This window comes from Pseudomonas putida (assembly GCF_003228315.1).
Classification (GTDB): domain Bacteria; phylum Pseudomonadota; class Gammaproteobacteria; order Pseudomonadales; family Pseudomonadaceae; genus Aquipseudomonas; species Aquipseudomonas putida_S.
The window spans coordinates 2,505,967-2,530,108 of the sequence record NZ_CP029693.1; the positions used below are offsets into that span (position 1 = coordinate 2,505,967).

Here is a 24,142-nt window from a genome sequence, read left to right on the forward strand (position 1 = left end):
TGCGAATATCCGAATTTGGATGGGATTTACAAAAATCTAGGCCGCGTATCATAGCCAATTTACATAAAACTGTACCAGCGCCGCGGCAAGATCGGTCCGGGAGGCCTGTTCCAGACACCACGCCTGGGCGTGTTTTTGCAGCTCTGGCCAGTATTTGCGGGTCGAATGCCAGTGGTCGGTCATTTTTTCGCCAGCGTTCCACGCTCGCCATAAACCGCTGATCGCTTCTCGCGCAGGCGCCGAAAGGTCCTTCACATAGAGCGTGAGAAAGGCTTCAAGCTTGTCCAGATGGACGTCTTCTTCCTGCTGATAGATGTGCCAGAGCAACGGTCGGCCCGCCCACTGGGCGCGGACAAACGAGTCCTCGCCACGCACCGCGTTGAAATCGCAACACCATAGCAACTGGTCATACTGGTCCTGTCGGACGAACGGCAGTACCTGAATGGTCAGGCCATCGCGCACATGCACGGCACCGGCCGTCAGGTCGTTCACGCCGAGCCAGCGTTCGACATCCCCCAGGATCCGTCCCTCCGGCACCAAAAGATGTGTAGGCACCGAATCGCTCGACAGCGCATCCAGCCAGCTGGCAAGTCCCGCATTTTCGTAGGCAAACAGCGAAATAAGCTGTGAGCCCGGGGCACGATCAACCCCCAGGCCTTGCAGGAAAGTGCGCTGGGCCTCGGGATCCTGCTGAAACGTCTGACGCCTTTCGAGCAACCCACTTTCACGCAGCAATCCGCCGGTGCCCTCTCGGAAGCCCGGAAAAAAGAAGATTTTCTGCACGTGCCGGTACTTCACCGACGGCAAACCGTGGCAACCGATCACCCAGTCCTCGGCGCTCAAATAATCCAGATTCATCCACAGCGGCGGCTTCTGCCGCTCGGCCATGGCGTCCATGTAGGCGCCCGGCAACTGGCAGGCAAACGCGGCGATCACCACATCCGCCGCTTCAACAGGCTGCCATTCGGCGCCCCAGTGACGCACCTCGACACCCTGCTGCCATTGCTGACCGAGTTGGATATCAATCTCCGGGCACATGCGTTCGAAAGCGCGCAAATCATCAACCCACAAGCGCACGGCCACGTCATGCTCGGCAACCAGCTGCCGCGCCAACCGCCAGGTCACGCCGATGTCACCGAAGTTATCGACCACGGTGCAAAAAATATCCCAGCGGGTTTTCAATTGAGACATTCCAGGCTCCCGTTGGCAAAGGCAGCGATTGTCCGCATAAATTCCCCCCTACAGAAGAGCCGACGACGATTAATCTTTCTGCGACAATCGCATTTGCCCGCGACCCACCGCCAGGAGGCAGCCATGCCCTACCGTCCCAACCCGCGCCTCCCGTTGCCGATCCAGCTCAACGCCGCAAAACTGACCGGCAGCATCGCCCTCGGCATGTGGCTGGGGTTCCTTGCGATCGCACTGACCTGCTGGCTCGCCTCGCGCTTTCTGTTAAACGAGCAATTGGCGCCGGTGGCCCAGGCGATGCAGCAACTGGCCAACCCGCCGGTGGTGCAGCAGGTGCCTGACATTCCTCCCCAGAGCCCGCTGTTCCAACAGTACGAAGAGAACCTGCGCAAAAGCGAACAGGCGCAACGGCTCGATCAGGCCCGTAGCAATAACCGTAATCTGTCCAATGCCAAATGCCAGTTCTGGCTGCAACAGGACCAGACGGCACCCAGCGAGAAAAGCCGTACCAATGTCCTGCAATTCTGCGATTGATCATGAATAAGCATACCGTCCACCAATTGATTCTCGACAAGCTGCGCATCGATCTCGACATTGCCGAACGCGCAGCGCTGACCGCCTATGAAACGGCGACTCACGAAGAAAACATCGCCGAAAACAAGTACGACACCCTGGGACTGGAGGCGTCCTATCTGGCCGCCGGCCAAGCCAGACGAGTGGAGGAAATTCGGCAGTCCCTGGCGCTTTGCCAGAACCTGATCCTGCGCCCCTATGATGACCGGCGGGGAATCGAGGTCGGTGCGCTACTGGGCCTGGAGGACGAACAGGGTCGCGAGCAGTGGCTGTTTCTTGCACCGGACGCGGCGGGCCTGAAGGTGGAGCTGGTGGGGCAACCCATTACCGTCATCACCCCGCGCTCACCACTGGGCAAAGGCCTGCTGGGCAAGTTCGAAGGCGATGAGGTGGAGATTCTGGTGGCGGGCACTCGGCAACAGTTTGCTGTCACCGAGGTCGTCTAGGAAAGATTAATGGACGGGCAGTTCGACACCGTCGAACAGCTCTTCCAGCTCCTGCTTGTTGTGGCACTGGATGGCCTTGGCCATCACGTCGCGCGTCAGGTGCGGCGCGAACTTCTCGATGAAGTCGCACATGAAGCCACGCAGGAAGGTGCCGCGACGGAAACCGATCTTGGTGATGCTCGACTCGAACAATTCGCTGGCATCGAGCACGACCAGGTCGCTATCGAGTTTGGTATCCACCGCCATTTTCGCCACGATGCCCACGCCCAACCCGAGGCGAACGTAAGTCTTGATCACGTCGGCGTCGGCGGCGGTGAACACGACCTTTGGCGTCAAGCCACGATGGCTGAAGGCTTCGTCGAGTTTCGAACGGCCGGTGAAGCCGAACACATAAGTCACGATCGGGTATTCGGCCAGCGCTTCGAGGGTCAGCTTCGACAGCTTGGTCAGCGGGTGGCCCTGAGGGACTACGACGCAACGGTTCCAGCGATAGCAGGGCATCATCACCAGATCGCCAAACAGCTCCAGCGCTTCAGTGGCGATGGCGAAATCCACGGTGCCATCAGCGGCCATTTCGGCGATTTGCATCGGCGACCCCTGGTGCATGTGCAGGGCAACGTCCGGGTACTGCTTGATGAAATTGCTGATCACCGGTGGCAGCGCATAGCGCGCCTGGGTGTGAGTGGTGGCGATCGACAGGGTGCCTTTCTTCTCGTTGGAGAATTCCTGGGCGATCTGCTTGATGCTTTCGACCTTGCGCAGGATTTCGCCGGCGGTAGTGATGATGCGCTCGCCTGCCGGGGTGACACGGGTCAGATGCTTGCCGCTGCGGGCGAAGACTTCGACGCCCAGTTCGTCTTCCAGCAGGCGGATCTGTTTGCTGATGCCCGGTTGCGAGGTGTAAAGGCTTTGGGCTGTAGCGGAGACGTTGAGGTCGTGGTGCGCCACTTCCCAGATGTAGCGCAATTGTTGAAGCTTCATATGTATCCCTCAAAGCAGATAGACGCCACGGGCATCAGCGACGGTATATAACTATATGAATGGTTTGAAGAATAAATCTAGAACTTTTTATCAGAATGCCACTATTCGTGTTCTAGCGATCCCCCTGGCGACGACGTTGCATCAGAGGCACCAGGTAAACCGGCACCTTTGACAGTTGCAACACACGCGCTGCGGTCCGGCCCAAGGGCGTTTCCGCACCAGCACCATGGCTATGGCTACCTACGATCAGCAAATCCACGGAGAGTTTCTGCGCCTGGTCCAGAATCACTTGCGCCGGATCGCCCTGCAGCACCCGTACCGCCTGAATTCTCTCCAGGTCATGCTCGCCCTCCTCTCCCAATTCCTCCCGAAAACTGTCCAGCACGCGCTGTTCGATATTAGCGATTACCGTATTCAGACCCTGGCTGTGAAATTCGTTCAGCGCCTGCTCATCCAGATAGCTCTGCAGTACCGATTCGGCAAACAGCCCCATGGGTTCAACCGCATGCACCACGTACAGGTTGGCATTGAAGGTCCGCGCCAGTTCTAGGGCGTGTTGCATCACCACGGGGGCGTACAGGCCGAGGTCAGTGGCATAGAGCATCGAGCGAATCATATGACCTCCTCGAATGCCAACATGGCGGAGATTGATTCAGCTTAGCAGTGCCTTGGCGAGTGCGACGTTTGGCGCAACACGTTGATCGGCGGGCTTAAACCTTTTGCTCGTTGCTTATGCCATGGGGTACATGACCGGTGGCGACGACCTCCCGGGCCAACTCGCAATGACCAGCCTGGTCATCGAAAAACACGTCGGCGGCGAAGGCTTCGAGAAAGGCCGACTTGGTCAGGCCGCCGAGAAACAGCGACTCATCCAGGCGGATATCCCACTCGCGTAACGTGCGGATCACCCGCTCGTGGGCAGGAGCCGAGCGGGCAGTGACCAATGCCGTGCGGATCGGGCAAGCGCCATCGGGAAACTCGCGCTGCAACAGATTGAGGGCCGCGAGGAAACCCTTGAAAGGACCGCCGCGCAGCGGTTCGCGGGCGGCTTCGCGCTCCTTGGCCTGGAAGGCTTCCAGACCACCAGCCTGATACACGCGCTCGGATTCATCGGAAAACAGCACTGCGTCGCCGTCGAAAGCGATGCGCAATTCATCGCTCGCGGCCCGGCTGGCGCCCCCTGACAGGATGGTCGCCGCGGCAAAGCCGGCGTCCAGCGCGCTGCGCACGTCTTCGGCATGGGTCGACAGGAACAGATCGCAGCCGAAGGCCTTGAGATAGGGATAAGGACTGCGCCCACCGACGAATGCTGCACGGGAAATGGCCAGTCCATAGTGATCGATCGAATTGAACACCCGCAGGCCGGTGTCGGCACTGTTGCGCGACACCAGGATTACCTCGACCCGGGCGCGACCGAGGTGAGCATTGAGGTTGAGGAGCTTCTGCACCAGAGGGAAGGCATCGCCGGGCTCGAGAATTTCATCTTCGTGTTCAATCTGATATTGCCGGTAGGCCTCGACGCCACTCGACAGATAAACCTTGTGGCTTTCACTCAAATCGAACAGTGCCCGCGAGGAAATCGCCAGCACCAGTTTGTCGTCGATCGTCTTCGCCATGCACTTCCCCCTCGGATGGATCGACTCAGCGGTTGCGTCGATCGATAAAACCCAGACTGCGATACAACGCCTCGATTCTCGGCAGTTCGCAACCCGCGGCCTTTGCCGCCGCCAGTGGCCGCGCATAAATGGCGTCCAACTCCAGCGGTCGCTTGTGCAGATGATCGTGGTACATGCTCGGCCAATAGTCGGGCATTTTCTCGGTCATCATGAACAAATGCTCGGCATAACCGGCCGGCACCTCGTGGCCGCAGGCTATGGCCCCCTGAACCACTTCGGCCATCAGCGCCTTGATCAGCTCGCGGCTGTCGGTGTCCGCCATCAACGGCGTGGTGCTCGCCCCCAGCAACACCGACAGACCGTTGTACGGAATATTCCAGACCAGTTTCAGCCAGCGCGCCTGGTGCAGGTTCGCCATGACCTGTGAATCGATGCCGGCACGGCGAAACAGTTCGACGCCCTCCTCGACAATCGCGGTGCGCTGCGCACCGTCGGTGGCCGGACCGCTGTGGTAGCCGACATGCACCGCGCCCAGCGCCTGGTGGGTGATGACTCCAGGTGCTTCGCGATGGACACAGATATAGCAGAGGCCGCCCAGCACATGCAGTGAATCGGGCAACAACTCACGCAGGCTGTCTTCGACGTCAAGACCGTTTTGCAACAACAGTACCTTGGCATTCGGCGCCGCGGCCTGAAGGATGACCGGTGCCAGGTCTGTGTTACTGGAGGTTTTTGCCCCCACCAGCAGCCAGTCGCAGGGCGGCATGTCTTCGGCCGCCGAATAGGCCTGCACCGGATTCAATGACAGCGCACCGTGCGCCGCACTGTGCAATTGCAGCCCGTGTTCGGCCACCGCGGAAAACTCACTGCGCAACAGGAAATGCACATCGAACCCGGCGCGCGCCAGCATCAACCCGTAGAAACCACCGATTGCACCGGTCCCGATAATCCCGATTGTCGGTTTGGCAACTGCCCCCATCATGGCAACTCCTCTGCTGTTCGACTCAGTGCCTGACGGATCGCCCGATTGAGTTCGGTCGCGGTCAGGCGCGAATGCAATGCTCCAAAGAACTCACCGTCGCCTACCAAAAAGAGCGCCGGCAAATGAAAGACCTGATATCGCTCGACCACCCCGCCGTTGTTCCCGGCATCTATCCAGCACAGTCGATCGACCGCCAGATCGAGTGCCGGCAATTGCTCGCGGGCAAATCGGCAACTTGAACAGCCGACACTGGTGAATATCACCAGCGAGGTGCCGTTCATCGTCAGGAGCCGCTGGTCGGCGTCAAAATCGGTCAGTTCCGATTCGACCACTATACTGGGGGAAATAATGTCAGATGGCCGACACATGGAGTCCGTGTTCATGGGACGTTTTATTCCTCATCCTGACGATGTACCCGTGGAATTGACGCTACTCAAGCCCGAATGCATTTCACGGCAACAGCTGCACACTATCAGCCTCGGGGGCGTGGCTTGCAATTATCACCGTGCCTGGCGCCACGGTACGGCCCTGGAGGTGCGCATGCCGACCCTGAACCCCGACATGCGCTTTCTCGGCTATGTGGCCTGGTGCCTGCGCCGCAAGCACGGCTATCTGGTAGGCATTGCCTTCGTCGACGAGCAGACCCTTTTCAGTGCCCGTATGGGCGAACAGGTGTGCCGGATAGAGCGTTACTGCCGCCAGCACGACGTCCACGATGACTTGCAGGAAGTCCAGGCGCGGGCGCTGGAATGGGTCCAGCAACATGCCGACGAGTTTTCCCACGAAACCGTACGCAAAGCGTTTGCACAACCGGTGCTGGAATAGGCATTGATGCCGGTTTGCCTGCCAAAGGGCGAAAACTCAGGGTCAAAGCCGCCTGAACCGGCGTCTGCCCATTGTCGAGCCACGGTGTAACGCGCTAAGGTTCGGCTCCCCGACGCGCTTAATTTGCTGTGCTCCGCCGCGCGGGTTCGCTGGCGGCCTGCACCCGTGACCTGACGAGTAAACGATGGCTGATTTACCGATCAACGACCTTAACGTCTCTTCCAACGAGACGCTGATCACCCCCGATCAGCTCAAGCGTGACATCCCTCTGAGCGACGCCGCGCTGCGCACCGTCACCAAGGGCCGCGAAGTCATTCGCAACATTCTTGATGGCACCGACCACCGCCTGTTCGTCGTCATCGGGCCTTGCTCGATCCACGACATCAAGGCCGCCCACGAGTACGCCGAGCGCCTGAAGGTCCTCGCCGCCGAAGTGTCCGATACCCTGTATCTGGTGATGCGCGTGTATTTCGAGAAGCCGCGCACCACCGTCGGCTGGAAAGGCTTGATCAACGACCCGTATCTGGACGACTCGTTCAAGATCCAGGATGGCCTGCACATCGGTCGCAAGCTGCTGCTAGACCTGGCCGAAATGGGCCTGCCAACCGCCACCGAAGCCCTCGACCCGATCTCCCCGCAGTATCTGCAGGACCTGATCAGCTGGTCGGCCATCGGCGCGCGTACCACCGAATCCCAGACTCACCGTGAAATGGCTTCCGGCCTGTCCTCCGCAGTCGGCTTCAAGAACGGCACCGACGGTGGCCTGACCGTGGCGATCAACGCCCTGCAATCGGTCTCCAGCCCTCACCGCTTCCTGGGCATCAACCAGGAAGGTGGCGTATCGATCGTGACCACCAAGGGCAACGCCTACGGTCACGTCGTGCTGCGCGGCGGCAACGGCAAGCCGAACTATGACTCGGTCAGCGTCGCGCTGTGCGAGCAGGCACTGAACAAGGCGAAGATCAAGCCGAACATCATGGTCGACTGCAGCCACGCCAACTCGAACAAGGATCCGGCCCTGCAGCCGCTGGTGATGGAGAACGTCGCCAACCAGATCCTCGAAGGCAACCAGTCGATCATCGGCCTGATGGTCGAGAGCCACCTGAACTGGGGTTGCCAGGCCATTCCAAAAGACCTCGCCGACTTGCAGTACGGCGTGTCGATCACCGATGCCTGCATCGACTGGACGGCCACCGAGAACACCTTGCGCAGCATGCATGCCAAGCTCAAGGATGTCCTGCCCAAGCGCGACCGCACCTGATCGTCGCCAAGGCAAAAAACGCAGACAAAAAAACGCCGGGCAAGCCCGGCGTTTTTTTATGTGTTCGTTTTGCTGAAGGTCACTGGCTCAGCTTGGCCGCATGCCGCTGGTGGCGCTCCATGTAGCGCTCGACATAGGAGCACGAGGGAATGACGGTGTAGCCCATTTCCTCGGCGTACTCCAGCGCCTTCTCGGTCAGTGCTGCTGCGATGCCGCGACCGCGCAATGCGTTGGGCACGAAGGTGCGGTAGATATCCAGGGTCTGTTTCCCCAGATCCATATAAGTCAGGTAGGCACGATGACCGTCCACATTGGTCTCGAACTGATGACCAGCCTGGTCATGGTGGATGGACAACGCCTCGCTCATCACTACTCCTCGCGGGTCTTTAATTGCGACCCCTACCTTACCGATGTTTTCCCGGCGAAGGAACAACTACGCCACCCCGTGCCTCAATGGACACCGAGAAGAGCTACACCGATCTCGCGCAACCGAGCACGTACAAATAGTAGGCACCATTGGCGAAAATGCTCAAGGTGCGCTCGTCATCAGCCGGGTTGGCGGGTGCTGCTCCGGGTTACGCAGGAACGGCTCGACCGAATGTCACACAAGGTCGACAGCCTGATCATTGCCGGATGTTGAGACTTAAGACGTGCCCCCGTGTTTAAAGTCACCAGAACATGGAGAAAGATATGAGAGGCATCGCGCAAAATCCGAACGAAAGTGTAGACGAAACCATCTAGACACACTTTAGTAAAGACTGGAAAAAACAGCTGTTTAGGCGCGGAACTTTTCCTCGCCGGCTCGCTCATCTCGGGGCTCACAGCTGAATATTTTTTAAACAGCGCAGTTAAAAGTTGCTCGAAAAAGAATCAACGCCTACAATTTTTTTGGCTTCCTGCTTTATGTCAGTTTACTTACGACAAGTAATGGGTAGTATGTACGCCGGCTATTTCCTCAATCGGAGGAGAAAGCCACTTAATAGAAAGTCCTTGAAGGGGAACACGATGAACAACGTTCTGAAATTCTCTGCTCTGGCTCTGGCCGCAGTTCTGGCTACCGGTTGCAGCAGCGCATCGAAAGAAACCGAAGCACGTCTGACCGCTACTGAAGACGCAGCAGCTCGCGCCCAAGCTCGTGCAGACGAAGCTTACCGCAAAGCTGACGAAGCTCTGGCTGCTGCTCAAAAAGCACAGCAAACTGCTGACGAAGCTAACGAGCGTGCTCTGCGCATGCTGGAAAAAGCTAGCCGCAAGTAATAATAGTCCTTCGGGATTGTTATCAAGCCGACCCATTCTTGGGTCGGCTTTTTTATTGCCCGTGGTTTCCTGCAGGCATAAAAAAACCCGCCGACGCGGCAAGCATCGGCGGGTTCTTTTCAAGCGTTACTGCAGCGGATCCAGCGGTGCACTGCTCACCATAGGAGCGGTGGTGTTCGGTACCGCGATTTCCACCGGCAAACCATCTTCAGCGGCGACCACGTCACGCACTACATCCCAGTTCATGCGCAGGTTGTTGGTGATGTCCTCACGCTTGAGCATGGCGTTGATCACCGAGGTGTGCTTGTCGACCACCGACGGGTTGCCCTTGTCGTCCAGTGGCGTGTGCGCTTCCAGATAAACCTTGCCGCCACTCACACCAAACTTGTACGGATCGTTGATGATGCGCACCGAAGTGCCCACCGGCACCATGCCGGCCATTTCCAGCACGTTGTTGTTGAACATGCGGAAGCAACCGTGGCTGGTGCGCATGCCGATGCCGAACTTCTTGTTCGAACCATGAATCAGGTAGCCCGGAGTACCCAGGGTGAACTTGAACGGCCCCAGGGGGTTATCCGGACCTGCCGGCACTACGTTGGGCAGCGGGTCGCCATCGGCGGCGTGCTCGGCCTTGATCGACGCCGGAGGCGTCCAGGTCGGGTTCGGTGTCTTGGCAGTGATCGTGGTGTGGGCAATCGGCGAGCCCCAGCCTTCACGCCCGATACCCAGCGGGAAGGTGTACACCACGTTCTTGCCTTTCGGGTAATAGTAAAGGCGGTATTCAGCCAGGTTGATGACGATGCCTTCACGAGGGCCTGGCGGCAGGATGAAACGGGTCGGCAGCACGATTTCGGTGCCGGCGCCCGGCAACCAGGCATCAACGCCCGGGTTGGCCGCGACCATTTCCGAGTAGCCCAGATCGTAGGTGGTGCCCAGGTCGGCGAAGGTATCTTCGTACTTGGCCTTGATCACCTGTACCTGACCGATGATGTCCTCACCGGGCGGTGGCAGGGGAAACTCCAATGCAGCAACGGGACCGGCCACACACAGGGCGGCAAGAGACAGGCAGCGGGTGACGGCAGGAAAGCGCGGCAACATCCGGAAAATCCTTCGCATGATCAACAGGGGTATAAGAATCGGATTGTACACCGCCGCCGGTTATTTCGGGGAGCTAGCCGATAGCTTGCTATCTTTGAGGCTCAAAGCTCAAACCGCAGCTCCGGCCAGATCGGCGAAGTGCCGCGCTTTTGTGACTCGAGAATCGCCCGGCACAACGAGCACAGGCGGTGGTCCTGGAACACCCGGCGATCGACGCTCGACCAGCGTGGCTGCGCCGGCAACAGGCTGCCGCATAAGGTCCGGTCCGCAGAGCCACCCAGCTCCAGCTGTCGGGTCACCAGATGCACCCGCACTTCCTGGCAGGCGAACAGATCCAGCTGTTCGTCAGGCTCGATCAGTTGGTAGGAAAATAGGGACCAGGCGGGACGCGGCATCGGGGGCTCCAAATCGGGGGCGCCACATTAGCCGAAAGCCCGCGCCTAGAAAAGTGTCATAACAGCGGTTTTAAGGTAGGCCAGACATTTTCCAGCAACTTGTCCTGGGCCCCGGCCGCCGGGTGGATACCGTCAGCCTGCATCAGCTCGGGATGACCGCCCACGCCGTCGAGGAAAAATGGCACCAGAGGGATGTTTTTTTCACTGGCGACATTGCTGAAGACATCAGCGAATGCCTTGGTGTAACGCGCACCGTAGTTGGGGGGCAGCTGCATGCCGAGCAACAACACCTTGGCGCCGCTGGCACGGGAGCTGTCGATCATCGACGCAAGATTTTGTTGCAATTGCGTTGGCAGCAGTCCGCGCAACCCGTCATTGCCGCCCAGCTCAAGGATGACCAGCTTCGGCTTATGCTCTGCAAGCAGCGCCGGCAGCCGCGCCTGACCTCCGGCACTGGTGTCGCCGCTGATGGATGCATTGACCACTTTATCGTTAAAACCTTCGCGCTTGAGCCGTTGCTCAAGCAGCGACACCCACCCCAGCCGGGTATCCAGCCCGAAACCGGCGCTGATACTATCGCCAACGATCAGGACTGTACCCGCCGCTGCGTTCTGGGCCATGCACATCAAGGCCAGGCCAGCACTCAAAAACCACACACGCATCGGATTCTCCATGGGCGCAAGCATTCTCACCGCGAAGAACCTTAGCAAAGTGGTTCCCAGCGCGGAAGGTGAACTGACCATCCTGCACGAACTCAGCCTGCAACTGAACAAGGGCGACAGCCTGGCCATCGTCGGTGCCTCGGGCTCCGGCAAATCCACCCTGCTGGGACTGCTCGCCGGCCTCGACCTGCCGAGCAGCGGTGAAGTCACCCTGGCCGGGCAAGCCCTGAGCAATCTCGACGAGGACCAGCGTGCGCGCATCCGCGCCGAGCACGTCGGCTTCGTGTTCCAGTCCTTCCAGTTGCTCGACAGTCTCAACGCGCTGGAAAACGTCATGCTGCCCCTGGAGCTCGACGGCCGCAAAGATGCCCGTGGACGCGCCACCGAACTGCTGCAGCGGGTCGGTCTCGGCCAACGCCTGACCCACTCCCCTCGCCAGCTGTCAGGCGGCGAACAGCAGCGCGTGGCCATTGCCCGGGCGTTTGCCGCCGAACCCGACGTGCTGTTCGCCGACGAACCCACCGGCAACCTCGACAGCCACACCGGCGAGCGCATCAGCGATCTGTTGTTCGAACTCAACAAGGAACGCGGCACGACCCTGGTACTGGTCACCCACGATGAGCGCCTGGCACATCGCTGCCGGCGCCTGATCCGCCTTGAAGCCGGCCTGCTGGTCGCCCCTCTGGAGCCTTGATGGCACGTTTGCCGCTGTTGCGCCTGTTCAGTCTCGCCATTCGCCAATTGCTGCGCGATGCCCGCGCCGGTGAATTGCGCGTGTTGTTCTTCGCCTTGCTCGTGGCGGTGGCGGCGAGTACCGCCATTGGCTACTTCGGCGCCCGTCTCAACGGCGCCATGATGCTGCGCGCCACCGAGTTTCTCGGCGCCGACCTGCTGCTGGAAGGCAGTTCTCCGGCTCGCCCCGAACAAATTAAAAGCGGCACTGAACTGGGACTCGAACACGCACAAGTGGTGGAGTTCTCAAGCGTCATAGCCACTGACAACGGTATTCAGCTGTCCAGCATCAAGGCCGCCGATGCCGTTTACCCGTTACGTGGCGAGCTGAAAAGCGCCCCCGCCCCGTTCGCTCCGGAGGAGTCTGGAGGCGGTCCGAAACCCGGTGAAGCCTGGGTCGAGGGCCGCCTGCTGACCGCGCTGAACCTGAAGATCGGCGACAGCATCGATGTCGGCATGAAAACCCTGACACTGACACGAGTACTGACCTACGAACCCGACCGCGCCGGCAACTTCTACAGCCTGACGCCACGGGTCCTGATCAACCTCGAAGACCTCGCCGCCACCGGCGTGGTACAACCCGGCAGCCGGGTCAGTTACCGCGAGCTCTGGCGCGGCAATGCCTCGGCCCTTGAAACCTATCGTCAACTGATCAAGCCTGGCCTCGCGGCCAACCAGCGCATTCAGGATGCCCGCGATGGCAACCGGCAGATTGGTGGCGCCCTGGGCAAGGCCGAGCGCTACCTGAACATGGCGAGCCTGGTGGCGGTGCTGTTGGCCGGTGTCGCTGTGGCCCTGTCGGCGACACGCTTTGCCACGCGTCGATTCGATGCCAGCGCGCTGTTGCGCTGCCTGGGGTTGTCCCGCCGGGAAACCATGGTGCTGTTCAGTTTGCAGCTGACCGTTCTGGGATTGCTCGCCAGCATCACTGGAGCTTTTATTGGCTGGCTGGCGCAACTTGGGCTGTTTGCCTTGCTGCATGACTTGCTGCCCAGCGACGTACCGCCGGGTGGCCTGTTTCCCGCCATCGCCGGGATCGGCACCGGACTGGTTGCATTGGCCGGTTTTGCCTTGCCACCACTGGCGGCATTGGGCCGGGTTCCACCCCTTCGGGTATTGCGCCGGGATCTGCTGCCGATTCCTTCGAGCACCTGGATGATCTACGGCGCAGCACTGGGCGCCCTCGGTCTGATCATGTGGCGCTTGAGCCTGGATCTTGTGCTGACTTTCGCACTGCTCGGCGGCGGCGTGATCGCGGCACTGGTGCTGGGCAGCTTGTTGTTGCTGCTGCTCAAAAGCCTGCGACGCTTGCTCGCCCGTGCTTCGTTGCCATGGCGCCTCGGGCTGGGTCAATTGCTGCGTCATCCGCTGGCAGCCGCCGGACAATCCCTGGCATTCGGCCTGATCCTGCTGTCGATGGCGTTGATCGCCCTGTTGCGCGGTGAGTTGCTGGACACGTGGCAGAATCAGCTACCGAAAAACGCCCCGAACTATTTCGCTTTGAACATCCTGCCAGCGGACAAACAGGCGTTCATTGATCGCTTGATTTCACTATCAGCGCAATCGGCACCGCTGTACCCGGTGGTGCCGGGACGCCTGATCAGCATCAACAGCGAACCGGTGCAGCAGATCGTCACCAAGGAATCGGCGGGGGATCGAGCCATACAGCGCGATCTCAGTCTGACCTGGGCTGCGGACTTGCCGGCGGGGAACAGGATTACCGCAGGCAACTGGTGGTCCGAGCAGCCATCCGATGAAATTCCAGGGGTATCGGTCGAAGGCAAGGTTGCGGAGAGTTTGAAACTCAAGCTGGGCGACCATCTGGTCTTCACCGTGGGTGGGGTGAATCGTGAAGCGAAAGTCACCAGCCTGCGGGAAATCAACTGGGACAACTTCCAGCCGAACTTCTTCATGATCTTCCAGCCGGGCACGTTGAAGGATCTGCCAGCGACTTATCTGACCAGCTTCTATCTGTCGGCCGGTCATGATCAGCAGATCGTCGATCTGTCCCGCAGCTTTCCGGCGGTCACCATCCTGCAAGTCGAGGCGTTGCTGGCGCAGCTGCGCAGCATCCTCGCCCAGGTCACCCTGGCGGTGGAGTATGTGCTGCTGTTTGTCCTGGCGGCTGGCATGGCCGTATTGTTTTCCGGTTTGCAGGCGACGCTCGATGAGCGCATCCGCCAGGGTGCGTTGTTGCGGGCGCTGGGCGCAGAGCGTCAATTGCTGGTCAAGGCCCGGCGAATCGAGTTCGGTTTGCTGGGTGCGGTCAGCGGCCTGCTGGCGGCGCTGGGATCGGAGGTGGTGAGCCTGGTGCTCTACCGTTACGCGCTGGATCTGCCATGGCATCCACATCCATGGCTGTTGCTGCTGCCATTGATTGGTGCGGTGCTGATAGGCGGGGCCGGTGTGTTTGGCACTCGCCGTGCACTGAATGCCAGCCCCCTGACAGTCTTGCGGGAGGGCTGAATACTCGGCTGACATCGTCCGCGCGGATCTTCACGAAGGTGAAGCGCGGACGCACACCGGCTGAGAAAATCCCTACTTTGCTTCGTAAAAAATCTCGTTGATCCACCACAACACCTCTCCGCTGGGTGTGTGGACAACCGCCTCATCGCCGACTTCCTTTTTCAAAAGCGCGCGAGCCATTGGCGAGTCGATCGAGATGTAATCGTTGCGACCATATATTTCGTCGTAGCCCACGACTCTGAATTTCTTGATCTCCCCCGCCTCGTTTTCGATCTCGACCCAAGCCCCGAAAAACACTTTCCCTTCCTGCTCGGGCGAATAGGCCACCACTCGAACATCTTCCAGGCGCTTGCGCAGGTATCGGACGCGCCGGTCAATTTCCCGCAGCAGCTTCTTGTTGTACTGATAGTCCGCGTTTTCGCTGCGATCACCCAGCGACGCGGCCCAGGTCACCTTACGCGTGGTGTCAGGGCGTTTCTCTCGCCATAGATAGTCGAGCTCTTGCTTCAGAGCTTCATGACCTTCCTTTGTGATGATGTTCGTACTCAAAGCGGATGCTCACTGGCGATTACATCGGCTAACCATATTTGAACCGCTCTCGATCAAGCAACCTGTCGATGCGTGATTGGAACGTCCCGGCAGTCGCTGATCACTTCACCGGTTGACATTAGAGACGACCAGTCTAATATCCTACTGCAATTACTAGACGGTCGGTCCAATAGAGGAAAAACATGTTCAGTGCGATCCTGATTGAAAAAGGCGACACCGGTAACCGCGCGCGCGTTGCACAACTGGAGGAATCGCAACTGCCGCCAGGCGATGTTTCCGTACGTGTGGCTTGCAGCACCCTCAACTATAAGGACGCACTGGCTATCACTGGCAAAAGCCCGGTGGTGCGCAGCTTTCCCATGGTGCCGGGCATCGACCTGGCGGGTACGGTCGAACACAGCAGCCATCCCGATTTCAAGGCGGGTGACAGTGTGCTGCTCAATGGTTGGGGAGTGGGTGAAGGGCACTGGGGCGGACTGTCCCAAATGGCCAGATTAAATGGCGACTGGCTGATTCCATTACCCCAAGGCTTCACGGCCCAGCAAGCCATGGCCATTGGGACCGCGGGTTATACGGCCATGCTTTCGGTGCTCGCCCTGGAGCGCAATGGCGTCACGCCAGACAAGGGCGAAATTCTGGTCACCGGGGCCAATGGCGGGGTCGGCAGCTTCTCCATCGCCCTCCTCTCCCGCCTGGGTTATACCGTCGTCGCCTCGACCGGTCGCCTTGAAGAAACGGACTACCTGAAAAAGCTGGGGGCATCCGAAATCATTGACCGTGCAACACTCAGCGAGCCCGGTCGCCCGCTGGCAAAGGAACGCTGGGCCGGCGCCATCGATTCAGTGGGCAGTCACACTCTGGCCAACGTCTGCGCCAGCACCCGGTACGGTGGCACTGTTGCCGCCTGTGGATTGGCCCAAGGCATGGACTTCCCCGCCAGTGTTGCCCCATTCATTTTGCGCGGAGTGACGCTGGCCGGAATCGACAGCGTGATGCGCCCGCGCAAGGATCGCCTGGAAGCCTGGAGCCGCCTGGCCCGAGACCTTGATCTTTCCATGCTGAAGGAGATCACCCGGGAAATCGCCCTGGACGAAGTCATCCAGACCGCCAGTCAACTGTTGGCCGGCGAAGTGCGCGGGCGAGTTGTAGTGAACGTCAACGGGTAAGCCATTGCGCTGCTCAGCGACGGGTAATCAACCCTTGTCGGGCAACACGGATCAGTTGCCTGATCACTTGCGGGGCGTCTTCGGCGTCGGGGGATTGAATCACCGCCAGGTCAAAACTGTCGCTGGCAAAGCGCTCCAGCGACTCACCGTCCTCGACAAATTGAATCAGGAAGGCCGCTGGCCCACCGGTGCGACGTGGCCAGCCGTCGAGATAACGCAAAAGCGTCGGCTGATGCTTGCCGCCAAGCAGGATTTTTGGATTGCGCTGGGTGAGATGTGCCGTGATCGGCGCGGGACGTACAACAGGGCTTGGTGCATTCATTGGGTCGTGTCTCTGCCTCAAAAGTCTGCATGGCAGGTGAGAGGCAACACCGAACCAGCGCTTTAGCGGTATTTCGAAACCGGATTCCGGCTTCTACGGCGACTGAATGAGTCACCTGGCGCCCCGCAAGTAGCTGTTTAAATCGGCGCATGAGCAGCATCCTAGAGAAGCTGACCGGACAGTGTCAAGAATGACGCACGCCACCGTTCAAGACTTTTCAGACGGCGCAAAAAGAAAAATGCCCGAATCTTGCGATTCGGGCATTTCCCTTGATTCGATCAGCAGATCGTTCGAAATCAGTGACGCTTGTGACCGTGAGCCAGGTTGCTGCCCACGCCGCCGCCCAAGGCGCCGCCCAGGCCTGCACCGATGGTGGAACCGGTCTTGCCACCCAGGCTGTTGCCGATGACCGAACCGCCAGCGGCACCGACGCCACCACCGATTGCAGCGCTGGTGCGGTGACCCTTCTTGGCGGCCACTGCACTACCCGCTGCGCCCGCTACGCCAGCACCAATGGCTGCACCGGTGCTGCCGCCCATGCTCTGGCCCACAACGTTGCCCAGCGCACCGCCCAAACCGCCGCCGATTGCGGCAGTACCGTCGCCAGCCATCGCGCCTTGAGCGACCAGAAGACCCAGAACCAAAGCAGGCAGTGTGAAACGCATGACAAAAACCTCAAAAATAGGGATGAAAATCAAAAGGGTCGGGATTGAATGCTTTAGCGCAGACAAAGTCCAGACATGCGCGTGCGCAACCTCGTTATCGGCGACGGTTGGACAGCATTTATCGAAAAGGTTTTATGACAGGCAAAAAAAAGCCCGCTGGGGAACGGGCAGGGAGTTGCTTTCTAACGGATGAATTCAGCCTACGTACGCACTCGTGAAAAGTCTGTGAAAAAACCGCCAGCTTAAACATTCGTTCATTCAAGCCGGATGAACGGAAATCCAGACACAAAAAACCCCGCTCATTGGCGGGGTTTGTTGATGCAATCCACATTCACTTCCTGACCGGTGCCGTTACCCTGGGAAGAAATTTCCCCTTCAGCATTCGGCTTGCCTGAGTCTTGATCCTGCGGACTTCAACCTGATCCTCGCCGAAGCTTGCAACGTACACAGTCTGCCCACACTGGACGAAATTGTTGATCGGAAATTCCGCGCCATCGTCTTCAACATACAGATCAACCATTTCATCACCCCCTTCTTCCAAAGCGGGATCGACACCGGCAAGCCCCCTTGCCCGAACCATATCGATCACCAAGGGTTTTCAGACTAGCCGGTCATTACCGGACTTGTGATTCATATTGTCGAAGGCCCGACGAATGGACCGCCAGAAAGCACAAAACCCCTGGCTTCTTTCGAAACCAGGGGTTCTGTTTACATCGAATTTGGCGGTGAAGGAGAGATTCGAACTCTCGATACAGTTTCCTGTATACACACTTTCCAGGCGTGCTCCTTAAGCCACTCGGACACTTCACCGTATCTCTTCAAACATGTTCTGTCTGTCGAGGCGCGCTAATGTAGTCGAAAGCTTTTCCGATGGCAAACATTTTTTTCAGAATTTTCATGCGCTTAACGCAGTTCACTGTTTCGGGCCAATCGGGCGATGGCAAACCGGCCAATCTCAGGTTCACCGCACACTTCTATATAGAGAGCAACGCACCGCCAGTGTGGAGGGCCGTAGCGCTAGAGCAGGCAAAGGGTGACTGGCGGGTCAGTCACAGCGCTTTACCTTGCCAATGACGCTGGGTAACGTCTGCCCATCTTTATTGAAAGGAATAGCGTCATGAGTGAGTTGATTTCCTACCACCTCGAAGACGGTATCGCGACCCTGACCCTGAGCAACGGCAAGGTCAACGCCATCTCTCCGGACGTGATTGCAGCCTTCAACACTGCGCTGGACCAGGCGGTGACAGATCGCGCGGTAGTCATCATCACCGGTCAGCCCGGAATTCTCTCGGGTGGTTATGATTTAAAGGTCATGACATCCGGTCCGAAGGAAGCCGTGTCCCTGGTTACTTCCGGCTCGACGCTGGCCCGTCGCCTGTTGTCGCACCCTTTCCCGGTGATTGTCGCCTGCCCCGGTCACGCCGTGGCCAAGGGCGCGTTCCTGCTGTTGTCGGCGGACTACCGCATCGGTGTCGATGGCCCGTTCAGCATCGGCCTGAACGAAGTGCAGATCGGCATGACCATGCACCACGCCGGCATCGAACTGGCCCGTGATCGCCTGGGCAAGGCTGCATTCCACCGCTCGGTGATCAACGGTGAAATGTTCAATCCGCAAAGTGCCGTGGATGCTGGCTTCCTGGACGTGGTGGTCTCGGCCGAAGAGCTCCAGGCTACGGCGCTGGCCGCGGCTCGCCAATTGAAAAAGATCAACATGACCGCCCACAAGAACACCAAGTTGAAAGTACGCAAGGCACTGCTCGACACCCTGGACAACGCGATCATCGCGGATCAGGAACATCTGGGCTGAGCCCCGGCCCTGTGACAACGAAAGCCCGGCCATCGCGCCGGGCTTTTTCTTACGTGGCCTGTGGAAAAGTCCATAGCCGCTCTAGCCTGTGCCTGACCGATCAGTCAGACACATATGCTTAAACATCGGCTATCTCCCCCGTCCTGAGCAGCAATTGCCGAAAACAGTGCACATCCGTACACTGCGCCACCTTTTGTCCCGGTGGGGCCTGAAAATGCTGTTTGCTTTACGTATGTCATTGATGGGCCTGCACTTTATCGTGGCAGGTGTGCTGGGCGTGGTGCTCGGCCTGTGCCGTCCGTTCAATCCGGACAACAGTCGTCTATGCGCCCGCCTTTATGCCTGGCCGGCCATGTGCATTTTGCGCTTGCGGGTGAAGGCCGACGTCGGTCCGTTGATGGATAAACCCGACAGTTGCGTGATCATCGCCAACCACCAGTCCAACTACGATCTGTTCGTTTTCGGCAACGTCGTCCCCCGCCGTACCGTGTGCATCGGTAAAAAAAGCCTGAAATGGGTGCCATTGTTCGGGCAGCTGTTCTGGCTGGCCGGCAATGTGTTGATCGACCGAGGCAATGCGCAGAAGGCGCGCCAGTCGATGCTGACCACGACCCATACCCTGCAAAACCAGGACACTTCGATCTGGGTCTTCCCCGAAGGCACACGTAACCTGGGCAAGGAATTGTTGCCGTTCAAAAAGGGTGCCTTCCAGATGGCGATTGCGGCCGGGGTACCCATCGTTCCGGTGTGTGTCAGCAGTTACGTCAATCACATGCGACTGAACCGCTGGCGCAGTGGGAAAATTCTGATTCGCTCACTACCGGCGATACCGACCGTAGGTATGAGCATGGATGACATGCCGATGTTGATTGCCCGGTGCCAGGAACAGATGCGCGAATGCATCGATTCGATGGACCGGCAACTGCAAGCCGCCTGAACATGAAACCCGCCTTGTGCGGGTTTTCTTTTGCTGGAGAACTCTGCATATTTTGCCGACTCTCAAGCAATAGACATGGCTAAGCTGATTACTGCCTGCCCCTTTGCCATTGAATGCCTGCCAATAAGAAGTGAACCAAGATCATGGGTCGAGTTGTTGCTGCTGCGGTTTACAGCGCTGGTAAGAAAGTCACCAATATCACTCTCGATGAAGGCGCGGCCTGGGCCGCAAAGCCGGGTCACTTTGTCTGGATCGGCCTGGAAGAGCCGAACGCCGAGGAACTGGCCAACCTGCAACGCCAGTTCAACCTGCACGAACTGGCCATCGAAGACGCCCTGGAAAAACACAGTCGCCCCAAGCTGGAAACCTTCGGCGACGCGTTGTTCATCGTCACCTATTCCCCTATCCGGGAAGACGGCAAACTCAAGTTCATCGAGACGCATATCTTTGCCGGCAACGGTTACATCATCACCGCACGCAATGGCCACTCGGCGTCCTACGCCCATGTCCGACAACGCTGTGAGGCGCGCCCACTGTTGCTGGAGCACGGGGAAGATTTCGTGCTCTATGCCATCCTCGACTTTGTGATTGAAAACTACCAGCCGATGGGCGAAGCGATCCATGCCGAGATTGATGAGCTGGAACACAACGTCATGTGCGGCTCGCTGAATGAATGCGATATCCAGAACCTGCACGGCCTGCGTCGCGATGTCCTGCGCTTGCGCCGTTATGCGGCGCCGATGGTGGAGATCGGCGAAGAACTGCAGCGACTCAGCTTCCCGTTCATCGACAAGAACATGCGCCCGTACTTCCGTGATGTGCAGATCCACGTCAAGCGCCAGCTGGAAGACCTGACCACTCTGGCAGAGATCGCCAGCCAGACCATCGAGGTCGGTGTGCTGCTGGAGGCCTCACGGCAAAGTGTGGTGCAGCGCAAGTTCGCAGCCTGGGCGGCCATTCTGGCATTCCCCACGGCCATTGCCGGGATCTACGGGATGAACTTCCAGGACATGCCGGAGTTGAGCTGGCACTACGGCTATTTCGGCGTGCTGGGGGTGATTACGGTGGGATGCGTGAGCTTGTGGGCGAGCTTCAAGAAGTCGGGGTGGTTGTAACAGCGCTTCATGCAAAACCTGTAGGAGCGAGCCTGCTCGCGATGTACGCAATAACACCGCGGGGTATCAGGTTCCCCGCGTTAACGTTGACGACCATCGCGAGCAGGCTCGCTCCTACAGGGGCTGTTTAAGCTGTCTCTGGCTTATGCGCCACAAACCGCATCATCCACTCGGCCACCGTGGTGCCGTGATGCTCACTGTCCAGGCTTGCAATCCCTTTCGAATAGACCTGCTCGCCCAGCGCCTGCTGACGAATGTCCAGCAAGGCCCGGGAGTAATCGTGGATGAATTCCGGGTGCCCCTGGAAGCACAGCACCTGATCGTTGATGTGGTACGCGGCGAACGGGCAGAAATCGCTGGAAGCGATCACCGTGGCGTTTTCCGGCAGTGACGTCACCTGGTCCTGATGGCTGATCAGCAGCGTCAGCTCCTCACGCACCGGGCTCATCCATGGCGCCTTGGCGGCCATTTTGTACTTGTGGGTGCCGACACCCCAGCCCTGGCTCGCCCGTTCGCTCTTGCCACCGAGTAACAGCGCCAGCAATTGATGGCCGAAGCAAACGCCCAGCAGCTTGTCGCCCCGCTCATAGCGGGTCAGCAGGTATTGCTTGAGAGTCTGGATCCACGGGTCGGTGCCGAAGGAGTCGGCCTTGCTGCCGGTCACCAGGTAAGCGTCGAAGACTTCGTCATCAGCGGGATAGTCGCCCTGCACCACGTTGTAGATGGTGAAATCGGCGGCAATGGGTTGCTGCGAAAACAGGCGTTTGAACATCTGCCCGTAGCCCTGATATTGGTCGACCAATTCCGGACGCAGGTTGTCGGTTTCCAGAATGCAGATGCGTAACGACATAAAAAATACCTGACACGTGATGGGAATAATGCACACCCCAGAGCCTGCCTCTAACACTGCAACAAGGCAAGCCCCGAGATGCGTCATCCATCTCTAAAAGACCTCCCCTTTGGCGGCTTTCTCCAGCAACAAGGCAGGTGGCGCGAAGCGTTCGCCGTATTGCCCCGCCAGATACTGGGCGCGGGCGACGAAATCCTTGACCCCGTATTGATTGATGAATTGCAACGCACCACCGGTCCAGGCGGCAAAACCGATGCCGAACACCGAGCCGACGTTCGCATCGGCGGTCGACATCAGCACCCCCTCCTCCACACACCGCACCGTCTCGATGGCTTGCACGAACAACAGGCGATCACGCACGTCCTTCGCTGAAATCTGCCCGTCGACCTTTTCAAAACGCGCTTTCAGTTCCGGCCACAGGTGCTTCTGGGCGCCGGTGGGATAATCATAGAAACCACCACCCGCCGCCCGGCCCGCACGCTTGTATTCGTTGAGCATCAGGTCAATCACCCTGAACGCCGGGTGCTCGACCAGCGGTTTGCCCTCGGCCTGCAAGTCCCTGGCGGTTTGCTGGCGGATGTGGCTCATCAGGCTCAAGGACACTTCATCAGAGATCGCCAGGGGCCCGACGGGCATGCCGGCCTTGCGCGCTTCAGTCTCGATCATCGCCGCACTCACGCCTTCGCCCAGCATCGCAATGCCTTCGTTGGTGAAGGTGCCAAACACGCGCGAGGTAAAGAACCCCCGACTGTCGTTGACCACAATCGGGGTTTTCCTGATTTGCAGGACGAAATCGAAACCGCGAGCCAGGGTTTCGTCGCTGGTGTTGGCACCCTTGATGATTTCCACCAACGGCATCTTTTCCACAGGACTGAAGAAATGCAGGCCGATGAACTTGCTCTGATCCGGCACCGCCGTGGCCAGGCCGCTGATCGGCAGGGTCGAGGTGTTCGAGGCGATCACCGCGTCCGCACCGACGATTTGTTGCGCAGCCAGCGACACCCTGGCCTTCAGCTCACGGTCTTCGAACACCGCCTCGATGATCAGGTCGCAACCGGCCAGGTCGACATCGCGTTCGGTGGTCCGGATGCGCGCCAGCACGGCGTCACGTTGCTCGGCACTCATCTGCCCGCGCGCCACTTTCTTGTCCAGCAGTGCCGCCGAATGCGCCTTGCCTTTCTCGGCCGCCGCCAGAGTGACGTCCTTGAGCACCACCTCGACGCCGGCCGAGGCGCTGACAAAGGCAATGCCCGCGCCCATCATCCCCGCGCCGAGTACACCGACCCTTTTCGTCACGTAAGGCGCGAACCCCTGTGGCCGCGAGCCACCGGCATTGATTTCGTTGAGCTGGAACCAAAAAGTGCCGATTAGGTTCTTCGAGACCTGGCCGGTGGTCAGTTCGGTGAAGTAACGGGTTTCGATCAGATGCGCCGTGTCGAAGTCCACCTGGGCACCTTCCACGGCGGCACACAGGATTTTCTCCGGCGCTGGCATGCAGCCCTGGGTTTTGCTGCGCAGGATCGACGGCGCGATGGCCAGCATCTGCGCGACCTTCGGATTCGACGGCGTGCCACCGGGGATCTGGTAACCCTTAACATCCCAACGTTGCACGGCCGTCGGGTTGGCATTGATCCAGGCGCGCGCCTTGACCAGCAGCTCATCGTGATCCGCGGCCAGTTCATCGATCAGCCCCGCCTGCAGCGCCTGTTGCGGCCGCAACTTTGTCCCTTCGAGCAGATACGGCAAGGCCTTTTCCAGCCCGAGCAAACGCACCATGCGCACCACGCCGCCACCGCCCGGCAACAAACCGAGGGTCACTTCCGGCAGGCCGAGCTGCACCGACGAATTGTCCAGCGCCACCCGGTGATGACAGGCCAGGCAGATTTCCCAGCCTCCGCCCAAGGCCGCGCCGTTGATCGCCGCCACCACAGGCTTGCCGAGGGTTTCCAGAGTACGTAACTGCGCCTTGAGGCTGAGCACCATGTCGTAGAAGGCTTTGGCCTCGGGCTTGCCGACCTTGATCAATTCATTGAGGTCACCGCCGGCGAAGAAGGTTTTTTTCGCCGAAGTGATGATCACGCCGGCAATGGCCTCCTTGTCGGCTACCAGGCGCTCAACACAATCGGCCATGGCTTCGCGGTATACCGCGTTCATGGTGTTGGCGCTCTGGCCGGGCATGTCGATGGTCAGGACGACAATCCGGTCCTGGCCCTTTTCGTAACGAATGGCTTGGGTCATGAAAGGGTTCC

Annotated in this window: 27 protein-coding genes and 1 tRNA gene; 11 read left to right on the forward strand and 17 right to left on the reverse strand. The window is 59.3% G+C overall.

Annotated elements, in window-relative coordinates; all coding sequences use genetic code 11:
- Nucleotides 1–48: 48 nt before the first annotated feature.
- The gene (gene earP / locus DKY63_RS11400) at nt 49–1,191 is read right to left on the reverse strand and encodes an elongation factor P maturation arginine rhamnosyltransferase EarP (protein WP_110964191.1); all 1,143 of its coding nucleotides are present in this window, start codon (nt 1,189–1,191) and stop codon (nt 49–51) included.
- A gap of 123 nt (nt 1,192–1,314) precedes the next feature.
- On the opposite strand from earP, the gene DKY63_RS11405 reads away from it, so the two are divergent.
- Nucleotides 1,315–1,722 carry a hypothetical protein gene (locus DKY63_RS11405; protein ID WP_110964192.1) on the forward strand — a complete coding sequence of 136 codons (408 nt, stop codon included), beginning with the start codon at nt 1,315–1,317 and terminating at the stop codon, nt 1,720–1,722.
- Nucleotides 1,723–1,724: 2 nt separating this feature from the next.
- Nucleotides 1,725–2,207, forward strand: coding sequence for a GreA/GreB family elongation factor (locus tag DKY63_RS11410; RefSeq protein WP_110964193.1), 483 nt, complete (start codon nt 1,725–1,727; stop codon nt 2,205–2,207).
- Between the two features lie 6 nt (nt 2,208–2,213).
- Here the strand turns inward: DKY63_RS11410 and cysB are convergent, their stop codons facing one another.
- The 5 genes from cysB to DKY63_RS11435 form a co-directional block, all read right to left on the reverse strand.
- Nucleotides 2,214–3,188, reverse strand: coding sequence for an HTH-type transcriptional regulator CysB (gene cysB, locus DKY63_RS11415; protein ID WP_110964194.1), 975 nt, complete (start codon nt 3,186–3,188; stop codon nt 2,214–2,216).
- 112 nt (nt 3,189–3,300) lie between these two features.
- Nucleotides 3,301–3,804: a universal stress protein gene (locus tag DKY63_RS11420; RefSeq protein ID WP_110964195.1), complete on the reverse strand. Its 504-nt coding sequence runs from the start codon at nt 3,802–3,804 to the stop codon at nt 3,301–3,303.
- Nucleotides 3,805–3,898: 94 nt separating this feature from the next.
- Nucleotides 3,899–4,804, reverse strand: a complete 906-nt coding sequence (locus DKY63_RS11425; protein WP_110964196.1) for a 5'-nucleotidase — start codon at nt 4,802–4,804, stop codon at nt 3,899–3,901.
- A gap of 25 nt (nt 4,805–4,829) precedes the next feature.
- Nucleotides 4,830–5,786, reverse strand: a complete 957-nt coding sequence (locus DKY63_RS11430) for a putative 2-dehydropantoate 2-reductase (protein WP_110964197.1) — start codon at nt 5,784–5,786, stop codon at nt 4,830–4,832.
- Nucleotides 5,783–6,169, reverse strand: a complete 387-nt coding sequence (locus tag DKY63_RS11435) for a thioredoxin family protein (protein WP_110964198.1) — start codon at nt 6,167–6,169, stop codon at nt 5,783–5,785. The genes DKY63_RS11430 and DKY63_RS11435 overlap by 4 nt, the downstream gene beginning before the upstream one ends.
- On the opposite strand from DKY63_RS11435, the gene DKY63_RS11440 reads away from it, so the two are divergent.
- Complete coding sequence (locus DKY63_RS11440; protein WP_110964199.1) at nt 6,168–6,611, forward strand: PilZ domain-containing protein; 444 nt, start codon at nt 6,168–6,170, stop codon at nt 6,609–6,611. The genes DKY63_RS11435 and DKY63_RS11440 overlap by 2 nt on opposite strands.
- Before the next feature lie 184 nt (nt 6,612–6,795).
- A complete protein-coding gene (locus tag DKY63_RS11445; RefSeq protein WP_110964200.1) occupies nt 6,796–7,872 on the forward strand; it encodes a 3-deoxy-7-phosphoheptulonate synthase in 1,077 nt (358 codons plus the stop codon).
- A gap of 79 nt (nt 7,873–7,951) precedes the next feature.
- On the opposite strand, the gene DKY63_RS11450 is transcribed toward DKY63_RS11445, so the two are convergent.
- Nucleotides 7,952–8,239 carry a GNAT family N-acetyltransferase gene (locus tag DKY63_RS11450; RefSeq protein WP_008057026.1) on the reverse strand — a complete coding sequence of 96 codons (288 nt, stop codon included), beginning with the start codon at nt 8,237–8,239 and terminating at the stop codon, nt 7,952–7,954.
- 638 nt (nt 8,240–8,877) lie between these two features.
- On the opposite strand from DKY63_RS11450, the gene oprI reads away from it, so the two are divergent.
- Nucleotides 8,878–9,129 (forward strand): outer membrane lipoprotei OprI, encoded by a 252-nt coding sequence (oprI, locus tag DKY63_RS11455; RefSeq protein ID WP_011335311.1) that lies wholly within the window; start codon nt 8,878–8,880, stop codon nt 9,127–9,129.
- Between the two features lie 126 nt (nt 9,130–9,255).
- Here oprI and DKY63_RS11460 read toward each other — a convergent pair whose 3' ends face one another.
- From DKY63_RS11460 to DKY63_RS11470, 3 genes are all read right to left on the reverse strand, one after another.
- Nucleotides 9,256–10,227 (reverse strand): L,D-transpeptidase family protein, encoded by a 972-nt coding sequence (locus DKY63_RS11460; protein WP_110964201.1) that lies wholly within the window; start codon nt 10,225–10,227, stop codon nt 9,256–9,258.
- A gap of 101 nt (nt 10,228–10,328) precedes the next feature.
- On the reverse strand, nt 10,329–10,622 hold the full coding sequence (locus tag DKY63_RS11465) for a hypothetical protein (RefSeq protein WP_077044623.1): 294 nt from the start codon (nt 10,620–10,622) through the stop codon (nt 10,329–10,331).
- A 56-nt stretch (nt 10,623–10,678) separates the two neighbouring features.
- Nucleotides 10,679–11,284, reverse strand: a complete 606-nt coding sequence (locus tag DKY63_RS11470) for an arylesterase (RefSeq protein ID WP_110964202.1) — start codon at nt 11,282–11,284, stop codon at nt 10,679–10,681.
- Between the two features lie 10 nt (nt 11,285–11,294).
- On the opposite strand from DKY63_RS11470, the gene DKY63_RS11475 reads away from it, so the two are divergent.
- Together DKY63_RS11475 and DKY63_RS11480 are read left to right on the forward strand one after the other, a co-directional pair.
- A complete protein-coding gene (locus tag DKY63_RS11475; RefSeq protein WP_110964203.1) occupies nt 11,295–11,978 on the forward strand; it encodes an ABC transporter ATP-binding protein in 684 nt (227 codons plus the stop codon).
- A complete protein-coding gene (locus tag DKY63_RS11480) occupies nt 11,978–14,482 on the forward strand; it encodes an ABC transporter permease (protein ID WP_110964204.1) in 2,505 nt (834 codons plus the stop codon). Before DKY63_RS11475 ends, DKY63_RS11480 begins: the two co-directional genes overlap by 1 nt.
- Before the next feature lie 72 nt (nt 14,483–14,554).
- Here the strand turns inward: DKY63_RS11480 and greB are convergent, their stop codons facing one another.
- Complete coding sequence (gene greB / locus DKY63_RS11485) at nt 14,555–15,031, reverse strand: transcription elongation factor GreB (RefSeq protein WP_110964205.1); 477 nt, start codon at nt 15,029–15,031, stop codon at nt 14,555–14,557.
- 182 nt (nt 15,032–15,213) lie between these two features.
- Here greB and DKY63_RS11490 point away from each other — a divergent pair, with 182 nt between their 5' ends.
- Entirely contained in the window at nt 15,214–16,197 is a 984-nt protein-coding gene (locus tag DKY63_RS11490; RefSeq protein WP_110964206.1) for an MDR family oxidoreductase, read from the forward strand.
- Nucleotides 16,198–16,210: 13 nt separating this feature from the next.
- Here DKY63_RS11490 and DKY63_RS11495 read toward each other — a convergent pair whose 3' ends face one another.
- The 4 genes from DKY63_RS11495 to DKY63_RS11510 all read right to left on the reverse strand — a co-directional run bounded on the left by DKY63_RS11495 (nt 16,211) and on the right by DKY63_RS11510 (nt 17,994).
- Nucleotides 16,211–16,519 carry a class I SAM-dependent methyltransferase gene (locus DKY63_RS11495; protein WP_110964207.1) on the reverse strand — a complete coding sequence of 103 codons (309 nt, stop codon included), beginning with the start codon at nt 16,517–16,519 and terminating at the stop codon, nt 16,211–16,213.
- Nucleotides 16,520–16,815: 296 nt separating this feature from the next.
- Complete coding sequence (locus DKY63_RS11500) at nt 16,816–17,184, reverse strand: hypothetical protein (protein WP_046816163.1); 369 nt, start codon at nt 17,182–17,184, stop codon at nt 16,816–16,818.
- 331 nt (nt 17,185–17,515) lie between these two features.
- Entirely contained in the window at nt 17,516–17,704 is a 189-nt protein-coding gene (locus DKY63_RS11505; protein WP_110967904.1) for a hypothetical protein, read from the reverse strand.
- 200 nt (nt 17,705–17,904) lie between these two features.
- Nucleotides 17,905–17,994, reverse strand: a tRNA-Ser gene (locus DKY63_RS11510).
- 307 nt (nt 17,995–18,301) lie between these two features.
- Here DKY63_RS11510 and DKY63_RS11515 point away from each other — a divergent pair.
- The 3 genes from DKY63_RS11515 to DKY63_RS11525 all read left to right on the forward strand — a co-directional run bounded on the left by DKY63_RS11515 (nt 18,302) and on the right by DKY63_RS11525 (nt 21,043).
- Nucleotides 18,302–18,991, forward strand: a complete 690-nt coding sequence (locus DKY63_RS11515) for a crotonase/enoyl-CoA hydratase family protein (RefSeq protein WP_110964208.1) — start codon at nt 18,302–18,304, stop codon at nt 18,989–18,991.
- A 214-nt stretch (nt 18,992–19,205) separates the two neighbouring features.
- Nucleotides 19,206–19,928 carry a lysophospholipid acyltransferase family protein gene (locus DKY63_RS11520; RefSeq protein WP_110964209.1) on the forward strand — a complete coding sequence of 241 codons (723 nt, stop codon included), beginning with the start codon at nt 19,206–19,208 and terminating at the stop codon, nt 19,926–19,928.
- A gap of 143 nt (nt 19,929–20,071) precedes the next feature.
- Nucleotides 20,072–21,043, forward strand: coding sequence for a magnesium and cobalt transport protein CorA (locus DKY63_RS11525; protein ID WP_110964210.1), 972 nt, complete (start codon nt 20,072–20,074; stop codon nt 21,041–21,043).
- A 127-nt stretch (nt 21,044–21,170) separates the two neighbouring features.
- Here the strand turns inward: DKY63_RS11525 and DKY63_RS11530 are convergent, their stop codons facing one another.
- Both DKY63_RS11530 and DKY63_RS11535 read right to left on the reverse strand, forming a co-directional pair.
- Nucleotides 21,171–21,893 carry an amidotransferase gene (locus DKY63_RS11530; protein WP_110964211.1) on the reverse strand — a complete coding sequence of 241 codons (723 nt, stop codon included), beginning with the start codon at nt 21,891–21,893 and terminating at the stop codon, nt 21,171–21,173.
- 93 nt (nt 21,894–21,986) lie between these two features.
- Complete coding sequence (locus tag DKY63_RS11535; RefSeq protein ID WP_110964212.1) at nt 21,987–24,131, reverse strand: 3-hydroxyacyl-CoA dehydrogenase NAD-binding domain-containing protein; 2,145 nt, start codon at nt 24,129–24,131, stop codon at nt 21,987–21,989.
- Nucleotides 24,132–24,142 lie beyond the last annotated feature (11 nt).

Coding starts and splice junctions, on each gene's coding strand:
- DKY63_RS11495 (WP_110964207.1), bottom strand. CDS start 16,519: ATGAATGCACCAAGCCCTGTTGTACGTCCCGCGCCGATCACGGCACAT.
- DKY63_RS11520 (WP_110964209.1), top strand. CDS start 19,206: ATGCTGTTTGCTTTACGTATGTCATTGATGGGCCTGCACTTTATCGTG.
- DKY63_RS11480 (WP_110964204.1), top strand. CDS start 11,978: ATGGCACGTTTGCCGCTGTTGCGCCTGTTCAGTCTCGCCATTCGCCAA.
- DKY63_RS11410 (WP_110964193.1), top strand. CDS start 1,725: ATGAATAAGCATACCGTCCACCAATTGATTCTCGACAAGCTGCGCATC.
- DKY63_RS11450 (WP_008057026.1), bottom strand. CDS start 8,239: ATGAGCGAGGCGTTGTCCATCCACCATGACCAGGCTGGTCATCAGTTC.
- DKY63_RS11530 (WP_110964211.1), bottom strand. CDS start 21,893: ATGTCGTTACGCATCTGCATTCTGGAAACCGACAACCTGCGTCCGGAA.
- DKY63_RS11460 (WP_110964201.1), bottom strand. CDS start 10,227: ATGTTGCCGCGCTTTCCTGCCGTCACCCGCTGCCTGTCTCTTGCCGCC.
- oprI (WP_011335311.1), top strand. CDS start 8,878: ATGAACAACGTTCTGAAATTCTCTGCTCTGGCTCTGGCCGCAGTTCTG.
- DKY63_RS11490 (WP_110964206.1), top strand. CDS start 15,214: ATGTTCAGTGCGATCCTGATTGAAAAAGGCGACACCGGTAACCGCGCG.
- DKY63_RS11525 (WP_110964210.1), top strand. CDS start 20,072: ATGGGTCGAGTTGTTGCTGCTGCGGTTTACAGCGCTGGTAAGAAAGTC.
- DKY63_RS11465 (WP_077044623.1), bottom strand. CDS start 10,622: ATGCCGCGTCCCGCCTGGTCCCTATTTTCCTACCAACTGATCGAGCCT.
- DKY63_RS11425 (WP_110964196.1), bottom strand. CDS start 4,804: ATGGCGAAGACGATCGACGACAAACTGGTGCTGGCGATTTCCTCGCGG.
- earP (WP_110964191.1), bottom strand. CDS start 1,191: ATGTCTCAATTGAAAACCCGCTGGGATATTTTTTGCACCGTGGTCGAT.
- DKY63_RS11445 (WP_110964200.1), top strand. CDS start 6,796: ATGGCTGATTTACCGATCAACGACCTTAACGTCTCTTCCAACGAGACG.
- DKY63_RS11405 (WP_110964192.1), top strand. CDS start 1,315: ATGCCCTACCGTCCCAACCCGCGCCTCCCGTTGCCGATCCAGCTCAAC.
- cysB (WP_110964194.1), bottom strand. CDS start 3,188: ATGAAGCTTCAACAATTGCGCTACATCTGGGAAGTGGCGCACCACGAC.
- DKY63_RS11515 (WP_110964208.1), top strand. CDS start 18,302: ATGAGTGAGTTGATTTCCTACCACCTCGAAGACGGTATCGCGACCCTG.
- DKY63_RS11500 (WP_046816163.1), bottom strand. CDS start 17,184: ATGCGTTTCACACTGCCTGCTTTGGTTCTGGGTCTTCTGGTCGCTCAA.
- DKY63_RS11420 (WP_110964195.1), bottom strand. CDS start 3,804: ATGATTCGCTCGATGCTCTATGCCACTGACCTCGGCCTGTACGCCCCC.
- DKY63_RS11535 (WP_110964212.1), bottom strand. CDS start 24,131: ATGACCCAAGCCATTCGTTACGAAAAGGGCCAGGACCGGATTGTCGTC.
- DKY63_RS11435 (WP_110964198.1), bottom strand. CDS start 6,169: ATGAACACGGACTCCATGTGTCGGCCATCTGACATTATTTCCCCCAGT.
- DKY63_RS11475 (WP_110964203.1), top strand. CDS start 11,295: ATGGGCGCAAGCATTCTCACCGCGAAGAACCTTAGCAAAGTGGTTCCC.
- DKY63_RS11505 (WP_110967904.1), bottom strand. CDS start 17,704: ATGGTTGATCTGTATGTTGAAGACGATGGCGCGGAATTTCCGATCAAC.
- DKY63_RS11470 (WP_110964202.1), bottom strand. CDS start 11,284: ATGCGTGTGTGGTTTTTGAGTGCTGGCCTGGCCTTGATGTGCATGGCC.
- DKY63_RS11430 (WP_110964197.1), bottom strand. CDS start 5,786: ATGATGGGGGCAGTTGCCAAACCGACAATCGGGATTATCGGGACCGGT.
- DKY63_RS11440 (WP_110964199.1), top strand. CDS start 6,168: ATGGGACGTTTTATTCCTCATCCTGACGATGTACCCGTGGAATTGACG.